The following is a 16,026-nucleotide window of genomic DNA, read 5'->3' on the forward strand; positions in this document are numbered from 1 at the left end:
ACAATCATATTTACCATTTAAAGTGAGCAAAAGCTTTGTTTGCTTCAGCCATTTTGTGTACATCTTCTTTTTTCTTTACCGATGATCCTTCGCCATTTGCTGCAGCCATTAACTCAGAGGCTAATTTGGCTGACATAGATTTTTCACCACGAGCACGTGAGTAGTTTTTAATCCATCTCATAGCAAGAGCAATTCTTCTTTCTGGTCTAACTTCAGTCGGAACCTGATAAGTAGCTCCGCCAACTCTACGGCTTCTAACCTCAATTAAGGGTTGTGTGTTTGAGATGGCTTTCTTAAAAATCTCTAATCCAGGTTTACTGGTTTTTTCTTCGATCAATTGAAAAGCATCATAAACTACATTTCGAGCTACTGCTTTTTTGCCATCATACATTACACAATTAATAAATTTTGCCACCAGTACATCATTGAATTTTGGATCTGGCTTAAGATACTTTTTTTCTGCTCTTCTTTTTCTCATTTTTTATTTCGCTTTTGGTTTTTTTGCACCATACTTAGAACGACCTTTTTTTCTGTCAGCGACACCACTTGTATCTAAAGTTCCTCTAATAATGTGATATCGTACGCCTGGCAGATCTTTTACTCTACCGCCTCTAATCATCACAATTGAGTGCTCCTGCAAATTGTGCCCTTCGCCAGGAATGTATGCTGATACTTCAACATTTGTTTTTGTTAATCTTACCCTAGCCACTTTTCTGAGCGCTGAATTAGGCTTTTTGGGTGTAGTAGTATAGACTCTTGTACATACGCCTCTCTTTTGTGGACAGGCATTTAAAGCCGGAGCCTTATTTTTTGATAGTATTCTTACCCGACCTTTTCTAACTAACTGATTTATTGTAGGCACAAAATCTCCTAAAAATTTACTTCTTCAAAAAAATTCAGATTTCAAATATAGTTTTCAATTAAAAAATAGTCAAGAAAACTTAAACTATTTTTCAAATTAAGAAGAACAATTGAATTAATTATTCACAAGTGCTAAGAATTTAATTAATCAATTGTTCTGAACTGAATGACTTTCAGCATCTTTTTCTTCTTCGACTGCAATTTCTTCACTTTCAAGAATTATGTTTGCATAGCTCTTTAGACCAGTACCTGCAGGAATGAGATGTCCCATAACTATATTCTCTTTCAGTCCTAATAATCTATCTTCTTTAGCTTCTGTTGCTGCATTTGCAAGCACTTTGGTTGTTTCCTGGAAAGAAGCTGCGGAAATAAAACTCTCAGTGGATAAGGCAGCCTGCGTGATTCCTAACAATATGTTTTCGAATGTAGCTGGTTCTGCATCACGAGCAATTATTTCCTTCTTATCCTTCTTCTTCAAATCACTATTAATTTCTCTCAGCTTAGATTTTGGAATCAATTGTCCATTCTTTAATTTTGAATCACCTTTATCCTCAACATAAGCCATTGTCATAATCAAAGAATCTTCTTCAAAGAACGCCACTCTATCTACAATATCCTCTTCAAGAAATCTAGTATCTCCGGGTGATACGATCTTTATTTTTTGAAGCATCTGTCGAACAATTACTTCAATATGTTTATCATTTATCTTAACGCCTTGCAGACGATAAACATCTTGAATTTCATTCACTAAATATTCCTGAACGGCACTTGTACCCTTTATAGCAAGAATATCATGAGGATTTATCGGTCCGTCAGTTATTTTCTCGCCTGCAGGGATTTCATCTCCTTCCTGCACTAAAATATGTTTCTGAAAAGCTATATTGTATTTTTTCTCATCAGAGCCATCAGGTGCAACAACTATAATTTCTCTCGAACCTTTTTTACGGGTACCAAACTTTACGTTACCTTCAATTTCTGAAACAACAGCTGGCTCATGTGGGCTTCGGGCTTCAAATAATTCTGTTACTCTTGGTAAACCTCCCGTTATATCCCTGCTCTTAGTGGTCTGTTTTGATATTTTAGCCAGAATAGTACCAGCAGCAATATTTTCACCTTCTTCAACAGCTAAATATGCTCTTACAGGAAGGTTGAATGATTTTCTTTCTCCGTCTGAATTTTCAACTAAAATACCCGGAGTTAGGTTTTTATCTTTTGATTCGATCACTACTTTCTGAACGTGCCCAGTCTGATCATCGGTTACTTGTTGTAATGTTATTCCCTCAATAAGGTCAACAAACTTAACTTTCCCAGATATATCTGTTAAAATCACAGCATTATAAGGATCGTGATTATATAGTGGTTGACGTTTCTTAATTTTTTGTCCGTCTTTTACTAATAACTCGGCTCCATAGGGTACGTCAAATTTCTTTAACTGTCTGTTATTCTCATCATAAATCTCAATAACACCACGTCTACCAGTAACCACATTTACTTCAATATCAAAACCGCCGAAAGGATCCTTTACAGTTTTATCAACAGAATTTATTTTTTCAAACTTTACAATACCATCACTATTGGATTCAACCTGTGATTGTGATGCAATTCTTGAAGACGTACCGCCAAGATGGAAAGTACGAAGTGTTAATTGAGTTCCCGGTTCACCAATTGATTGTGCTGCAATAATCCCAACAGCTTCGCCAATCTCAACTGGTTTACCTGTTGTTAAATTTCTTCCATAACATTTCAGACAAACACCTCTTTTAGATTCACAGGTAAGAACTGTTCTGATGTAAACCGAATCAATGTTAGCATCTTCAATTTTCTCTGCTATAGGTTCAGTTATCATTTGTCCAGCCTCAACGATCAATTCGTCTGTCCTTGGATTATAAACATCTGCTTGTGCAAATCTTCCGGTAATACGTTCTGCTAAAGGTTCTCTTTCTTCCTCCACATCCTTTAATGCTTTAATTTCAATACCAAGTATAGTCCCGCAATCTTCTTCAGTGATAATTACATCTTGAGCAACATCCACCAATCTTCTGGTTAAGTAACCAGCATCAGCAGTTTTGAGTGCTGTATCAGCTAGTCCTTTTCTTGCACCGTGAGTTGAAATAAAATACTCAAGCACTGAAAGACCTTCTTTGAAATTTGCCACAATTGGATTCTCAATAATCTCACCGGCTTGTCCGGAAAGAGTTTTTTGAGGTTTCATCATTAATCCTCTCATACCGGCTAACTGTCTTACCTGTTCTTGTGAGCCTCTTGCGCCGGAATCAACCATCATATGTAAAGAGTTAAATCCTTTATCATGCTGTTTTATTCTATCCATCAGAACTCTGGCGACATCGTTTGTTGTATGAGTCCAAACATCTATTATTTTATTATATCTTTCAGCATCAGTAATTAAACCCATTTCATGTTCATTAAGGATATTTTCAACCTTTTTATTTGCTTTACTAATCAGAGATACTTTTTCATCAGGAATAATCATATCACTAAAGCTAACTGACAAACCACCAGCAGTAGCATATCTAAATCCAAGATCTTTAAGATCATCAAGAAACTTTGCGGTTACTTTATTTCCTAATTTCATAAACATCTTACCGATAATACCACCGAAGGCTTTTTTGATAAGGACCTGATTTATATAGCCCATTTCTTTTGGTACTATTTGATTAAATATTACTCGTCCAGTTGTAGTTTCAATTAATTCACCATTAAATCTAACCTTAATTTTTGCATGCAGCCCAACTACCCGGTTATCATAAGCAATAATTACTTCGTCAGGTGAAGAGAAGATCATTCCTTCTCCCTTATCACCTTCTTTAAATTTGGTCAGATAGTAACATCCAAGGACTAGATCCTGAGTAGGTACCACAATCGGACTTCCATTTTGGGGAGATAAAATATTATGGCTGCTAAGCATTAATAAAGAAGCTTCCAATTGTGCTTCATAGGAAAGAGGAACGTGTACCGCCATCTGATCGCCATCAAAGTCAGCATTAAATGCTGTACAGACCATTGGATGTAATTGTATAGCTCTTTCATCAATCAAGATCGGTTGAAATGCCTGAATACCTAACCGATGGAGAGTTGGAGCTCTGTTTAACAATACCGGATGAGCTTCAATAATTTTAGAAAGTATTTCCCAGATAATTGGATCTTTTCTATCAACTACTTTTCTTGCACTTTTAACAGTTTTATTGTGTCCCCTTTCGATTAACTTTCTGATAATAAAGGGTTTGAATAACTCAACTGCCATATCTTTAGGAAGACCGCATTGATGTAATTTAAGCTCAGGACCAACCACAATAACAGATCGGCCAGAATAATCAACTCTTTTACCTAAAAGATTCTGACGGAATCTGCCTTGCTTACCTTTAAGCATATCGCTTAAAGATTTTAATGGACGATTGTTATCACTTCTTACTGCGCTTCCTCTTCTTGAATTATCAAAGAGAGCATCAACAGCTTCCTGAAGCATTCTTTTTTCGTTTCTTAAAATTACTTCCGGAGCTTTAATATCGATTAATCTTTTTAGTCTGTTGTTTCTGATTATAACACGACGATATAAATCATTAAGATCACTTGTTGCAAACCTTCCGCCTTCAAGTGGAACAAGCGGTCGAAGTTCAGGAGGAATGACCGGAATGTAACCTAATACCATCCATTCAGGTTTATTAGGAACTTTTCCTTCTTCTTCCTTAAATGCTTCAAGCACTCTTAATCTTTTTAAATAATCAGCTTTCTTTTGCTGTGAGGTTTCGATTTTTACTGCTTCTCTTAATACTCTTGAAAGCTCTTCAATATTTGTTTTTTTCAAAATCTCTTTTACTGCATCACCGCCGATTTTGGCAACAAATTTTTTAGGATCATCATCATCAAGCTTTTCATTACCATCTGGTAAAGAGTTTAATACTTCAAAATATTGGTCTTCTGAAATCAGATCCAAACGGCTTAAGCCTGTTATACCCGGATTAAGAACAACATAAGATTCGTAGTAAATGATTTTCTCAAGTTCTTTTAGGCTGATGCCAATAATATTCCCTATTTTTGACGGCTGAGTTCTAAAGAACCAAATATGAACAACCGGAACGGCTAAACCAATGTGCCCCATTCTTTCACGTCTTACGCTTTTTTGTGTTACTTCAACACCGCATCTATCGCAGATAATTCCTTTATAACGGATTCTTTTATACTTTCCGCAAAAACATTCCCAATCTCTAGTAGGACCAAAAATCTTTTCGCAGAACAATCCATCTTTTTCTGGTCTGAATGATCTGTAATTAATTGTTTCAGGTTTAGTAACCTCACCATAGGATCTGGTTAATATATCATCAGGGCTAGCTAAACTTATTGTTATACTATTAATATCTCTAATCGTATTTTCTTGATTTCTAAAAGCCATTTTTTATCTCCTAATTTCTAAGTGAAAAACAGTTTAACATTACCTTATTTTAATATCCAGACCTAAGCCCTGGAGTTCCTTTATAAGAACGTTAAACGCTTCGGGAATATTTGGTTCCTGCAAATTTTCACCTTTAACGATTGCTTCATAAACTTTTGCTCTTCCGGTTACATCATCACTCTTTACAGTTAATATTTCCTGCAAAATATTTGAAGCACCATAACCTTCAAGTGCCCAAACTTCCATTTCTCCAAATCTTTGCCCGCCAAACTGTGCTTTACCACCAAGCGGCTGCTGAGTAATCAGCGAGTATGGCCCAATAGACCTTGCGTGAATCTTATCATCTACTAGATGGCTTAGTTTAAGCATATAGATATATCCACAGGTAACTTTTTGATGAAACATCTCCCCGGTTCTTCCATCATAAAGATCAGTTTTGCTGCCTGATTCTAATTCGGCTTTAGCTAACCATTCTTCAACATTACCTACTTTAGCACCATCAAAGATCGGAGTAGAGAATCTTACTCCTAATTTTTTACCAACCCAACCTAAGGCGGTTTCATATAGCTGACCAAGGTTCATACGAGAAGGTACACCGAGTGGATTTAAGATAATATCAATCGGAGTTCCATCAGGTAAATAAGGCATATCGGCAACAGGAACAATCTTTGCAACAACACCCTTATTTCCGTGTCTTCCTGCCATTTTATCACCAACAGAAAGCTTACGCTTTTTAGCAACATATACTTTTGCCAACTGAACTATTCCAGGAGGAAGCTCATCACCGCTTTGAATTTTTATTCTTTCTCTCTTAAAATCTTCTTCAATATCAGTTTTGATTGTGAAATAATTTTTGAAAAGAGTATTAATCAAATTATTTGTCTTTTTTGTATCAAACCAATCAAGCGAATAATCGAGTTTTGTTACATCTTCCATTCCGGAAAAAGTTTCTTCTCTTATTGTTGAACCGCTTCTTAAAACAACACTGCCATCAAGATCTCGGATACCGGTAGTAATCTGTTCTTTAGTTATCTTGGTTAGTTTTTCAACAAGCTTATCATAATGATTTTGCAATTTCTTTTTAAACTCAGCATCTAGATTATCTAATGCAGTTTTTTCTTGCTTTTTAGCTTCATTATCTCTTTTCTTTCTGCTGAAAAGCCGGGTTTTAATAACGGTACCCTTCAATCCGGGAGGCGCTTTCAATGAAGCATCTTTAACATCACCGGCTTTATCTCCAAATATTGCACGCAATAATTTTTCTTCAGGAGTAGGATCAGTTTCTCCTTTAGGTGTAATCTTTCCAATTAAAATATCACCTTCTTTAACCTCTGCCCCTTCTCTGATTATTCCGTCTTCATCAAGATTTTTTACAGCTTCTTCACTAACATTTGGAATTTCTCTTGTTAATTCTTCTTCGCCGCGCTTTGTTTCTCTAACTTGTAATTCAAATTCTTCTATATGAATTGAAGTATAGATATCTTCACTTACAACTCTTTCACTTATTATAATAGCATCTTCAAAGTTATAACCTCGCCAGGGCATAAAAGCAACCAATACGTTCCGTCCTAAAGCTAATTCACCGCCATCTGTTGCTGCTCCATCCGCAAGAACATCATCCTTTTTAATTTTTTGTCCTTCTTTTACAATTGGAATCTGATTAATACAGGTTTCCTGATTAGTGCCATGGAATTTTGTAAGATTATAAACTACTTCCCTTACTTCATTAAAACTTGTCAGGGCTTCAAAACTGTTAGGGTTGATATCATATTTAACAACAATTTTATCAGCATCAACATATTCAACTATACCGTTATCTTCTGCAACAACAATTGCCCTTGAGTCAAAAGCAATTTTCTTTTCCATTCCGGTTCCAACAATTGGTGCTTCCGGTTTTAGTAACGGTACAGATTGACGCTGCATGTTTGAACCCATCAACGCTCTGTTAGCATCATCATGTTCTAAGAATGGAATTAATGCAGCCGCTGCACTAACTATCTGTGCAGGAGCAACATCAAGATATTGTACATCTTCTGGACGAACTATCGGGAACTCACTTTTCAGTCTGGATTTTACTCTTTCATCAACAAATTTTCCTGATTCAGTTATCAACTCATTTGCTTGAGCAACAGTGTAGATATCTTCATGCTCGGCAGTTAAATATTCAACTTCATCAGTGGCTTTTCCTTTAACTACTTTCCGATAAGGAGTTTCTAAAAATCCATATTTGTTTACTCTTGCATAAATTGTAAGAGAAGAAATTAATCCGATATTAGGTCCTTCAGGAGTTTCGATAGGACAAAGTCTTCCATAATGTGTATAATGAACGTCACGAACTTCAAATCCCGCTCTCTCTCTGGTTAATCCGCCAGGTCCTAAAGCTGACATTCTTCTTTTATGTGTCATTTCAGCTAATGGATTAGTCTGATCCATAAACTGTGACAATTGATTGGTACCAAAGAATGCATTAATAACACTGGTTATTGTTCTGGCGTTTACTAAATCCTGTGGTGTAAAATTTTCTGTGTCGCGCATGTTCATACGTTCTTTTATTGTTCTGGCCATACGAGCCATGCCAACATTAAACTGCTGCCCTAACTGTTCACCAACAGTTCGGACTCTTCTGTTACCAAGGTGGTCAATATCATCAACATCTACTTCACCATTTTTAAGATCAATAATGTATTTCATTATTGAAATTATATCTTCGACAGTAAGAACAGTTGTAGTTTCAGGGATGTTAAGTTCTAATTTCTGATTCATTCTATGACGACCAACATCACCAAGATCATAACGTTTATCGTTAAAGAAAAGTTTTTCAATTAATGATTCAGCAGTCGCAAGATCTGGTGCTTCACCAGTTCTTAGCTGGCGATAAATTGCATACAAAGCTTCCTCACGTGTGTGAGAAGTATCCTTACGTAAAGTATTTACAATTAGATTTTGTTCATTAACAGATTCAGATTTAATAAATTTAAGTACATCAACTTCAGCATCATTTATTCTTTCCAGGTCTTCTTCGGTTAAGATTGAATCCCGAGTTAGAAAAATTTCGCCTGTTGACATATCGAATATATCACTTGCAATCATTCGACCGAGATAATTTTCAAGTTTCCCTTTTTTAACTGATACATTCTCAACTAAATCAAAAAGCTTTAATATCTCTTCATCCGATTGAAAATTTAATGCTCTTAACAAAGTAGTGGCGGGGAATTTTTTTCTCCTATCAATGTAAACATACATTACGTAATTAATGTCAGTAGCAAACTCTACCCAAGAACCTCTCAAAGGAATTATTCTTGCTGAGTAAATGGGAGTTCCATTTGGATGGATGGTTTGCGCAAAGGCAACACCAGGCGAACGATGTAACTGAGATACAACAACTCTTTCTGCTCCATTTATTACAAAGGTTCCTTTCTCAGTCATAAATGGAAGATTGCCTAGATATGCTTCCTGCTCAACAGTATTTATAAATTCCTCGGTTTCGGGATCTTTTGTCGAAAGCCTTAATTTGGCTTTAAGAGGTGCCGCAAAAGTGAGTCCTCTTTCCAAGCATTCTTCTACAGAAAATCTTGGTTTTTCAACATAATACTCAAGAAAATCCAATCTGTAATTTTCTTTATTATCAAATATTGGGAAATTAGATGTAAATACGGCTTGCAATCCTTGATTTTCTCTTTTTGAAGGGTGAACATTAAGCTGAACAAATTCCTCAAATGTTTCAGTCTGAATACCTAAAAGATTCGGAATATCAATTACTGATGAAATATGACCAAATGAAATACGGTTATTATCCAATTGAAAACCTCCTAATAATAGTCAAATGCTAATTAATTAACATCTAAACAACGTTCTCTATATATAACAAAGCGATAAGACGGTTTTATTCGCCTTATCACTAAAAAAATGTATTAAAAAAAAAGAATTTTATTTTAATGTAACGGTTGCGCCGGCTTCTTCAAGCTCTTTCTTAACCTTTTCAGCCTCATCTTTTGATACTTGTTCTTTAACTGTTTTCGGGGCACCATCAACAAGATCTTTGGCTTCTTTTAATCCTAAACCGGTATGAACCCTCACAACCTTAATTACATTGATCTTTTTGTCACCAGCAGATTGAAGAATAACATCAAACTCTGTTTGTTCTTCAACAGGAGCTGCAGCTGAACCACCAGCAGCAGGACCAGCCATTACAACCGGTGCAGCAGCGGTAACTCCAAATTCTTCTTCAAGAGCTTTCTTTAATTCAGAAGCTTCCAATAGTGACATACCTTTTATAAGTTCAAGTGCTTGTGCAACTTTTTCAGACATTTTTATTTCTCCTAATTATTTTTTCTAAATTAATTATGCAGCTTTCGTCTTTGATACTTCATCAATAACACTGACGAGTTCTCTGATTACTGCTGAAATAGATCCTACAATACCAGATGCAGGAGAATTCAAACTGCCGATAATACCAGCAATTAATTCATCCTTTGTAGGCAGCGATGCTAACTGATTTAATTTACTGCCGTCATAGTATTGAGTTTCAATGTAACACGCTTTTAACGCAAACTTTTGTGAAGTGTCGTTAAATTTTTTTATTATCTTTGCAGGTGCAACCGGATTTGTAGAAGCAAAGGCAAACCCTGTCATTCCTTCAAGATGTTCTGCAAGCTTTTCAAACTTTCCTGATTCAACAAGCGCACGTTTAAATAAAGTATTCTTAAATACTTTATACTTAACTCCGTCTTTTCTAAACTGATTTCTTAATTCAGTAATGTCTGCAACATTAATATTAGAGTAATCAGTAAGAAAAACAGCTGTCGAATCCTGGATTAGTTCTTTCGCTTCAGCAATTATTTCTGCTTTTTCATTCTTATTCATTTTTCTCCCGTATCATATTTTAGTATTTCGGGTCGGTTAGAAGCTATATTTTTATGAGTGCGTAAAATCTTATTAAACAATGCTTAATTCATCTTTAGAAATTTTTAATCCAGGACCCATAGTACTGGATAAAAACAAACTTCTTACGTATTGTCCTTTGGCAGTTGAAGGTTTCATCTTAATAATAGTATTAAGAAAAGCTCTTGTATTATCAACTAATTTGTCAGTGTCAAAATTCAACTTTCCTAAAGAAGTATGTACAATACCGGCTTTTTCAACTCTGAACTCAATTTTGCCGCCTTTTACTTCTTTAACAGCTTTTGCGACATCCATTGTAACTGTTCCGCTTTTAGGATTAGGCATCAAACCTTTTGGTCCTAACACTTTTCCAAGTTTTCCTAACTCAGCCATTGAATCCGGAGTTGCGATAACAACATCAACATCAGCCCATCCGCTTTTAATTTTTTCAAGATAATCTTCAAATCCGGCGTGATCTGCACCGGCATCTAAAGCTTCTTGAGCTTTTGCACCTTTGGCAATAACCAACACTCTTACTGTTTTTCCGGTACCGTGTGGTAAAGATACTGTTCCTCGAACCATTTGATCAGCATGCCGAGGATCAACACCTAATCTTATTGCACAATCAAGCGATTCCACAAATTTAACTTTTGACTGATCTTTCAAAATTGAAATTGCTTCAGCTAAGGTGTACTCTTTTTCTACGTTTACAGATTTAATAATTTCTTTATTTCTCTTAGTTTTTTGCATCTTAAATCACCAATAAATTTAAATTCTATTCAATAAATGAGTTTATTCATCTACAGAAATGCCCATACTTCTTGCTGTTCCGGCAATCATACTCATAGCATGATCGATATCGAAAGCATTAAGATCAGGCATTTTTACTTCAGCTATTTCCTTAACTTGTGTTTTGGAAACTTTTCCAACTTTAGTTCTATGAGATTCAGGCGAACCTTTCTCAAGTTTCGCAGCTCTTTTTAGAAGAACTGAGGCAGGAGGTGTTTTCGTAATAAAAGTAAAAGATTTGTCAGTGTAAACTGTTATAATAACTGGAATAATAAGACCATCTTTATCCTGCGTTCTTGCATTAAATTGCTTGCAGAACTCCATAATATTAACACCTTTTTGACCAAGTGCTGGTCCAACTGGCGGTGATGGATTAGCTTTTCCTGCAGGAATTTGTAATTTTATATAAGAATCTATTTTTTTTGCCATTATGTTAACCTGATATAATAAATAACTGTTATTTTTCTAATTCAGCTTGTACAAAATCGATTTCAAGTGGAGTTTTTCTACCAAAAATTGAAACCATTACTTTAATTTTCATCTTTTCTTCGTTCACTTCCTCAATAGTGCCTGAAAAATTATTGAATGGACCATCTATTATCTTAACTATATCACCATTTCTAAAAATTGTTTCCATTCTCTCAGTTGAGCTATCCTGCGTTATTCTTCCCACAATTCGTCTTACTTCTTCGGGTTGTAAAGGATTTGGATTGTTGCCAGAGCCTAGAAAGCCCATTACAGATTGAGTTGATAGAATAAAATCCTTAACCTGATTATCAAGCAAAGCATTAATTAAAATGTAACCCGGGAAGAAATTTTTTGTTTTACTTCTCTTTTTTCCATCTTTGACCTCAAAAACTTTTTCCATCGGCACTAATACTTCGTGTATTTTTTCTTTCAGATTTTCATTCTCACTGATACCATTATCCAAAAGAGTTTTAACTTTATTTTCGTGACCGGAAAAAGTTCTAACTACATACCATCTAGTTTCCATTAAATCTTAACCTAAAAAATACCTTTAAATACTTGGTTAATTATTATATCAATGACATAAGTAAAAAGCGCTAAAACAATGCAAACAACTATCACAATTTTTGTAGATTCTATTAGCTCGGCTTTGGTAGGCCAGGTAACTTTTTTCATCTCCTTAATAACATCCTGGAAAAAGTTTATAATTTTTTCTTTCATAAAAAGCCTTTCAAAATCTGCACGTCAGGAGGGACTCGAACCCCCAACCTGCGGTTTTGGAGACCGCTGCTCTAGCCAATTGAGCTACTGACGTATTCATCATTTAGTTTCTTTAAAAATTACATGCTTCCTTACTACTGGATCATATTTTTTATATTCAACACGTGCTGGATGAGTACGTTTGTTTTTTGTTGTAGAATATCTGTAGCCTGTTCCGGCAGTGCTTTCTAAAATAATAATTTGTCTTATGTTACTTTTAGCCATTTTACTTCCTTAACTATTCAACCTAAAAATGATCTGACACCAGCCAAGTATGGTGATCTTACTGTACTTTTGAGCTGACGACCGGGATTGAACCGGTGACCTCATCCTTACCAAGGATGTGCTCTACCAACTGAGCTACGTCAGCAGAGAAAAGTTAAAATCAAAATTTTTATAAATTATCAAAATTAACCAGAATCAACTGAGCGGGAGACGGGACTCGAACCCGCGACCAACAGCTTGGAAGGCTGTGACTCTAGCCAACTGAGTTACTCCCGCACATTTTCATGGAAAAAATATCTTTGTATAACACATCTTTTTTTGCAGTGGGCGGCGAGGGATTCGAACCCCCAAAGGCGCTTGCCAACGGATTTACAGTCCGCCCCGGCTCTCCAACTCCGGCGTCCGCCCAAACACAATAATGCAAATTAAAAACGAGCAACAAATATATTTTTCTTCCATTAAATATGCAAATTTTTTTACTTGAATAATTTAAGTTCCACAATCTAAAGCAAGAATAGATTATGTAGTGTATCTCTTATGTTGCTAGCATCAGATAGTCAACGTTAATAAACCAGCGTATGTATGACTGACATAAAATTTTAAACAGGTAATTTTTACATGATGATAAATTTTTCAAGTAAAATCTAACCACATAGATTTTCTACTTATTTATTATTCATTTTTTTTAGTCAATTTTAAGCTGACATAAACGGTACACTATTTGTCGTGTAAAAGCCAACTGGTAACAAAATCAAAATAATCAACAACAATATAAATAGGGGCTCATTATGAAAAACTTATTATTGGTTCTCTCGGTTCTTTTCCTTTTCGGATTAACTTCATGTACAGATGTAATGGACAACTCATTACCAACCAACCCGGTTTTAGAGAAAAATGGTAATGACAATTTATTTTCTCCATCTTCACATCCTTATCCATATCTGTTTAATTTTAATAAAATCGAAGGAGTTAAGTATTCAAGACTCAGTTTAGATGATAATGCAATAGAGTTATACTTACCACCTGTCTCTCCCAAATATTTGCATTTTTATGTAATCGTTAGTTATATAAACGATAAACCAACAAGTATGTTCTTTATAGATAAATTTAATGATGGTTCATTTATCATCTCTGGTTTAAATGCTTCAGAGGTACTTGATGTAAGTGTTTATGGTTTTGGTTCTAGAAATGATATTGCTTCACCTTTCTCAAATAATACTATGATGAAAGAAATTACCCATATTTGGGGAACAGATGGAGAGAATTTGAAAGTTGAGTATTCTGGAGTCCGCGCATCAAATTTTAAATATGTTTTTGCAGAGATAGAAACAAGAGTAGGAACACACTTAATATTCTTACATAAACCTGTATCACAATCTTTCTCAATTCCAGGATATGGTAAAGGAGCTGTTGACCTTAAATTATATGGATATCAAACTTATTTTGACAATGCAGATTTAGCGAACTAAAACAATCACGCTTATAAATTCAAAGCCGGACTTAGCTCCGGCTTTTTAATGTTTCCACAATTCTCTATCAAGACTTCTATATTGAATTGCCTCACTGATATGTTGAGGCAAAATATCCTGCGAGTTTTCCAGGTCAGCTATTGTTCTGCTAACTTTTAGTATTCTATCATAAGCCCTTGCAGAAAGTCCTAATTTTGTCATAGCAGTTTTTAATAACTCTTCACCCGGTTCATTTAATTTACAGAATGTTCTTACTTCTTTTGATCCCATATCACCATTGTTAAAAATATGCTTAAGATCATTAAACCTATTCAACTGAATTTGCCTTGCAGTTATAACTCTTTTTCTGATTTCTTCTGACTTTTCTCCAATCATTTTAGAAGAAAGTTCTTTATACTTTACTGCGGGCACTTCTATGTGAATATCAATTCTATCTAATAACGGACCTGAAATTTTTGCCATATATCTTTGAATCTGTGGAGGTGCGCAAGTACACTCCTTATTAGGATCTGTGTAAAAACCGCAAGGGCAAGGATTCATTGCGGCAGCAAGCATAAAGTTTGCCGGAAACTCTAATGACAATTTTGAACGACTAACGGTTACTTTCGCATCTTCTAAAGGCTGACGTAAAACTTCAAGAACATTTTTTTTGAATTCAGGCAGCTCATCTAAAAATAAAACTCCAAAATGTGCAAAAGAAACTTCACCCGGCTTAGGAAAAGAGCCGCCTCCAACTAAAGCAGCATCACTAACAGTGTGATGTGGACTTCTAAAAGGTCTCTCTGTTATAATAGCTTTATTCTTTGGTAAGATACCTGCAATAGAATGAATTTTGGTAGTTTCCAAAGCTTCATTAAAAGTTAATGGTGGAAGTATGGATGGCAATCGTTTAGCAAGCATCGTTTTACCTGAACCCGGTGGACCAATCATAAGAATATTGTGTGCGCCGGCTGCGGCAACTTCAAGTGCTCGCTTTACATTCTCCTGTCCTTTAACATCTGAAAAATCCAGATGATAATTATTAATTGCCGAAAATAACTCATCTTTATCAGTAAGTGTTTTTTTAGGTTGAATTTCTTCATTCAAAAATGAAATTACTTCATTTAAATTTTCAAATCCAAATACATCAATCTCATCAACAATCGCTGCTTCACTGGCAGATTCTTTCGGTAAAACAATTCGTTTTATACCTTTTTTTCTTGCTTCAACAGCAATGGGAAGGGCACCTTTAATGTGACGTAAAGTGCCGTCAAGAGAAAGCTCTCCAAGAAAAATAGAATCTGAAAGAAATTTATCTGAGACTAATTCTTCAGCAGCAAGAATTCCGATTGCAATTGAAAGATCAAATGAGCTGCCCTCTTTTTTAATATCTGCGGGGGCAAGATTTATTGTAATTTTTTTAGTGGGAAATTTTATGTTTGAATTTTTTATTGCAGCTATTACTCTTTCACGACTTTCACGCACTGCATTATCAGGCAAGCCAACAATTATAAAACCTGGTATTTGTTTTTCAACATGAGTTTCAACTTCAACAAGGTATGCCTCTATTCCATAAGTTGCACTGGTTAATGTTTTTGATAACATCTTACATCCAGATTATTTATTGATTTTCTGTTATGCGAGGCAACATTCAATCTACCCCATATTTTAATTTACTATCTATAATCTCTGAGAAAGCCTATCTTATTATTTAACTGATTAACTGGAATCAGCAGTTTATCCTTTCCATATATAGCATCTTCTCTGTTTGTAAATGCTAGTTCATAATCCATGCTCATTATAATAGCTTCTTCAGGGCATACTTCTTCGCAAAAGCCGCAAAAGATACATCGTAACATATTAATCTCAAACCGAACCGGATATCTTTCTTTTTCATTTTCAGTTTCGGAAGCTTGTACTTCAATAGCTAACGGAGGACATACTCTTGCACACAAACCACAGGCTACACATCTTTCTTCTCCATTATTTTCCATTACCAGGATCGGTCTGCCGCGATATGATGCCGGGGGAACAAATTTTTCTTCAGGATATTCCATAGTAAATTTTGGTCTGAACATTGTTTTTATTGTAAGAGCTAATCCTTTAAAAATTTCCGGAACATATACTTTTTCCAATAAGGTTAAGTCTTTGATTCTTTTCTTAGCAGGAATATTTTTTTCTGACATC

Annotated in this window: 14 protein-coding genes and 4 tRNA genes; 1 reads left to right on the forward strand and 17 read right to left on the reverse strand. The window is 35.2% G+C overall.

Features of this window, described 5'->3' with window-relative positions:
• Positions 1-10: 10 nt before the first annotated feature.
• From rpsG to ROY99_15130, 15 genes are all read right to left on the reverse strand, one after another.
• Positions 11-478 (reverse strand): 30S ribosomal protein S7, encoded by a 468-nt coding sequence (gene rpsG, locus ROY99_15060; GenBank protein ID MDT3697701.1) that lies wholly within the window; start codon positions 476-478, stop codon positions 11-13.
• A 3-nt stretch (positions 479-481) separates the two neighbouring features.
• The gene (rpsL, locus tag ROY99_15065) at positions 482-862 is read right to left on the reverse strand and encodes a 30S ribosomal protein S12 (GenBank protein MDT3697702.1); all 381 of its coding nucleotides are present in this window, start codon (positions 860-862) and stop codon (positions 482-484) included.
• 147 nt (positions 863-1,009) lie between these two features.
• Entirely contained in the window at positions 1,010-5,269 is a 4,260-nt protein-coding gene (gene rpoC, locus ROY99_15070) for a DNA-directed RNA polymerase subunit beta' (protein ID MDT3697703.1), read from the reverse strand.
• Positions 5,270-5,308: 39 nt separating this feature from the next.
• Entirely contained in the window at positions 5,309-9,067 is a 3,759-nt protein-coding gene (rpoB, locus tag ROY99_15075; protein ID MDT3697704.1) for a DNA-directed RNA polymerase subunit beta, read from the reverse strand.
• Positions 9,068-9,196: 129 nt separating this feature from the next.
• Positions 9,197-9,577: a 50S ribosomal protein L7/L12 gene (gene rplL / locus ROY99_15080; protein ID MDT3697705.1), complete on the reverse strand. Its 381-nt coding sequence runs from the start codon at positions 9,575-9,577 to the stop codon at positions 9,197-9,199.
• A gap of 33 nt (positions 9,578-9,610) precedes the next feature.
• On the reverse strand, positions 9,611-10,132 hold the full coding sequence (gene rplJ / locus ROY99_15085; GenBank protein ID MDT3697706.1) for a 50S ribosomal protein L10: 522 nt from the start codon (positions 10,130-10,132) through the stop codon (positions 9,611-9,613).
• Positions 10,133-10,204: 72 nt separating this feature from the next.
• Entirely contained in the window at positions 10,205-10,900 is a 696-nt protein-coding gene (gene rplA, locus ROY99_15090) for a 50S ribosomal protein L1 (protein ID MDT3697707.1), read from the reverse strand.
• Between the two features lie 42 nt (positions 10,901-10,942).
• Positions 10,943-11,368: a 50S ribosomal protein L11 gene (rplK, locus tag ROY99_15095; GenBank protein ID MDT3697708.1), complete on the reverse strand. Its 426-nt coding sequence runs from the start codon at positions 11,366-11,368 to the stop codon at positions 10,943-10,945.
• Between the two features lie 28 nt (positions 11,369-11,396).
• Positions 11,397-11,933, reverse strand: a complete 537-nt coding sequence (gene nusG, locus ROY99_15100) for a transcription termination/antitermination protein NusG (protein MDT3697709.1) — start codon at positions 11,931-11,933, stop codon at positions 11,397-11,399.
• An 11-nt stretch (positions 11,934-11,944) separates the two neighbouring features.
• The gene (gene secE / locus ROY99_15105; protein MDT3697710.1) at positions 11,945-12,127 is read right to left on the reverse strand and encodes a preprotein translocase subunit SecE; all 183 of its coding nucleotides are present in this window, start codon (positions 12,125-12,127) and stop codon (positions 11,945-11,947) included.
• A 20-nt stretch (positions 12,128-12,147) separates the two neighbouring features.
• Positions 12,148-12,221: transfer RNA gene (locus ROY99_15110), tRNA-Trp, on the reverse strand.
• 5 nt (positions 12,222-12,226) lie between these two features.
• Positions 12,227-12,391: a 50S ribosomal protein L33 gene (rpmG, locus tag ROY99_15115; GenBank protein MDT3697711.1), complete on the reverse strand. Its 165-nt coding sequence runs from the start codon at positions 12,389-12,391 to the stop codon at positions 12,227-12,229.
• Between the two features lie 72 nt (positions 12,392-12,463).
• A tRNA-Thr gene (locus ROY99_15120) sits at positions 12,464-12,536 on the reverse strand.
• Between the two features lie 57 nt (positions 12,537-12,593).
• Positions 12,594-12,667, reverse strand: a tRNA-Gly gene (locus tag ROY99_15125).
• A 48-nt stretch (positions 12,668-12,715) separates the two neighbouring features.
• Positions 12,716-12,799, reverse strand: a tRNA-Tyr gene (locus ROY99_15130).
• A gap of 380 nt (positions 12,800-13,179) precedes the next feature.
• Between ROY99_15130 and ROY99_15135 the strand changes: the two genes are divergently transcribed.
• Complete coding sequence (locus ROY99_15135) at positions 13,180-13,860, forward strand: hypothetical protein (GenBank protein MDT3697712.1); 681 nt, start codon at positions 13,180-13,182, stop codon at positions 13,858-13,860.
• A 45-nt stretch (positions 13,861-13,905) separates the two neighbouring features.
• Here ROY99_15135 and ROY99_15140 read toward each other — a convergent pair whose 3' ends face one another.
• On the reverse strand, positions 13,906-15,444 hold the full coding sequence (locus tag ROY99_15140) for a YifB family Mg chelatase-like AAA ATPase (GenBank protein MDT3697713.1): 1,539 nt from the start codon (positions 15,442-15,444) through the stop codon (positions 13,906-13,908).
• Between the two features lie 71 nt (positions 15,445-15,515).
• Entirely contained in the window at positions 15,516-16,025 is a 510-nt protein-coding gene (gene nuoI, locus ROY99_15145; protein ID MDT3697714.1) for an NADH-quinone oxidoreductase subunit NuoI, read from the reverse strand.
• Position 16,026: the final 1 nt, after the last annotated feature.

The organism is Ignavibacterium sp. (assembly GCA_032027145.1).
Lineage (GTDB): Bacteria > Bacteroidota > Ignavibacteria > Ignavibacteriales > Ignavibacteriaceae > IGN3.

Bases quoted from the DNA above. Each gene is read 5' to 3' on its own strand.
- rpmG (MDT3697711.1), bottom strand. From the start codon at position 12,391: ATGGCTAAAAGTAACATAAGACAAATTATTATTTTAGAAAGCACTGCC.
- rplL (MDT3697705.1), bottom strand. From the start codon at position 9,577: ATGTCTGAAAAAGTTGCACAAGCACTTGAACTTATAAAAGGTATGTCA.
- secE (MDT3697710.1), bottom strand. From the start codon at position 12,127: ATGAAAGAAAAAATTATAAACTTTTTCCAGGATGTTATTAAGGAGATG.
- ROY99_15135 (MDT3697712.1), top strand. From the start codon at position 13,180: ATGAAAAACTTATTATTGGTTCTCTCGGTTCTTTTCCTTTTCGGATTA.
- rpoC (MDT3697703.1), bottom strand. From the start codon at position 5,269: ATGGCTTTTAGAAATCAAGAAAATACGATTAGAGATATTAATAGTATA.
- ROY99_15140 (MDT3697713.1), bottom strand. From the start codon at position 15,444: ATGTTATCAAAAACATTAACCAGTGCAACTTATGGAATAGAGGCATAC.
- rplA (MDT3697707.1), bottom strand. From the start codon at position 10,900: ATGCAAAAAACTAAGAGAAATAAAGAAATTATTAAATCTGTAAACGTA.
- rplK (MDT3697708.1), bottom strand. From the start codon at position 11,368: ATGGCAAAAAAAATAGATTCTTATATAAAATTACAAATTCCTGCAGGA.
- nuoI (MDT3697714.1), bottom strand. From the start codon at position 16,025: ATGTCAGAAAAAAATATTCCTGCTAAGAAAAGAATCAAAGACTTAACC.
- rplJ (MDT3697706.1), bottom strand. From the start codon at position 10,132: ATGAATAAGAATGAAAAAGCAGAAATAATTGCTGAAGCGAAAGAACTA.
- rpsG (MDT3697701.1), bottom strand. From the start codon at position 478: ATGAGAAAAAGAAGAGCAGAAAAAAAGTATCTTAAGCCAGATCCAAAA.
- nusG (MDT3697709.1), bottom strand. From the start codon at position 11,933: ATGGAAACTAGATGGTATGTAGTTAGAACTTTTTCCGGTCACGAAAAT.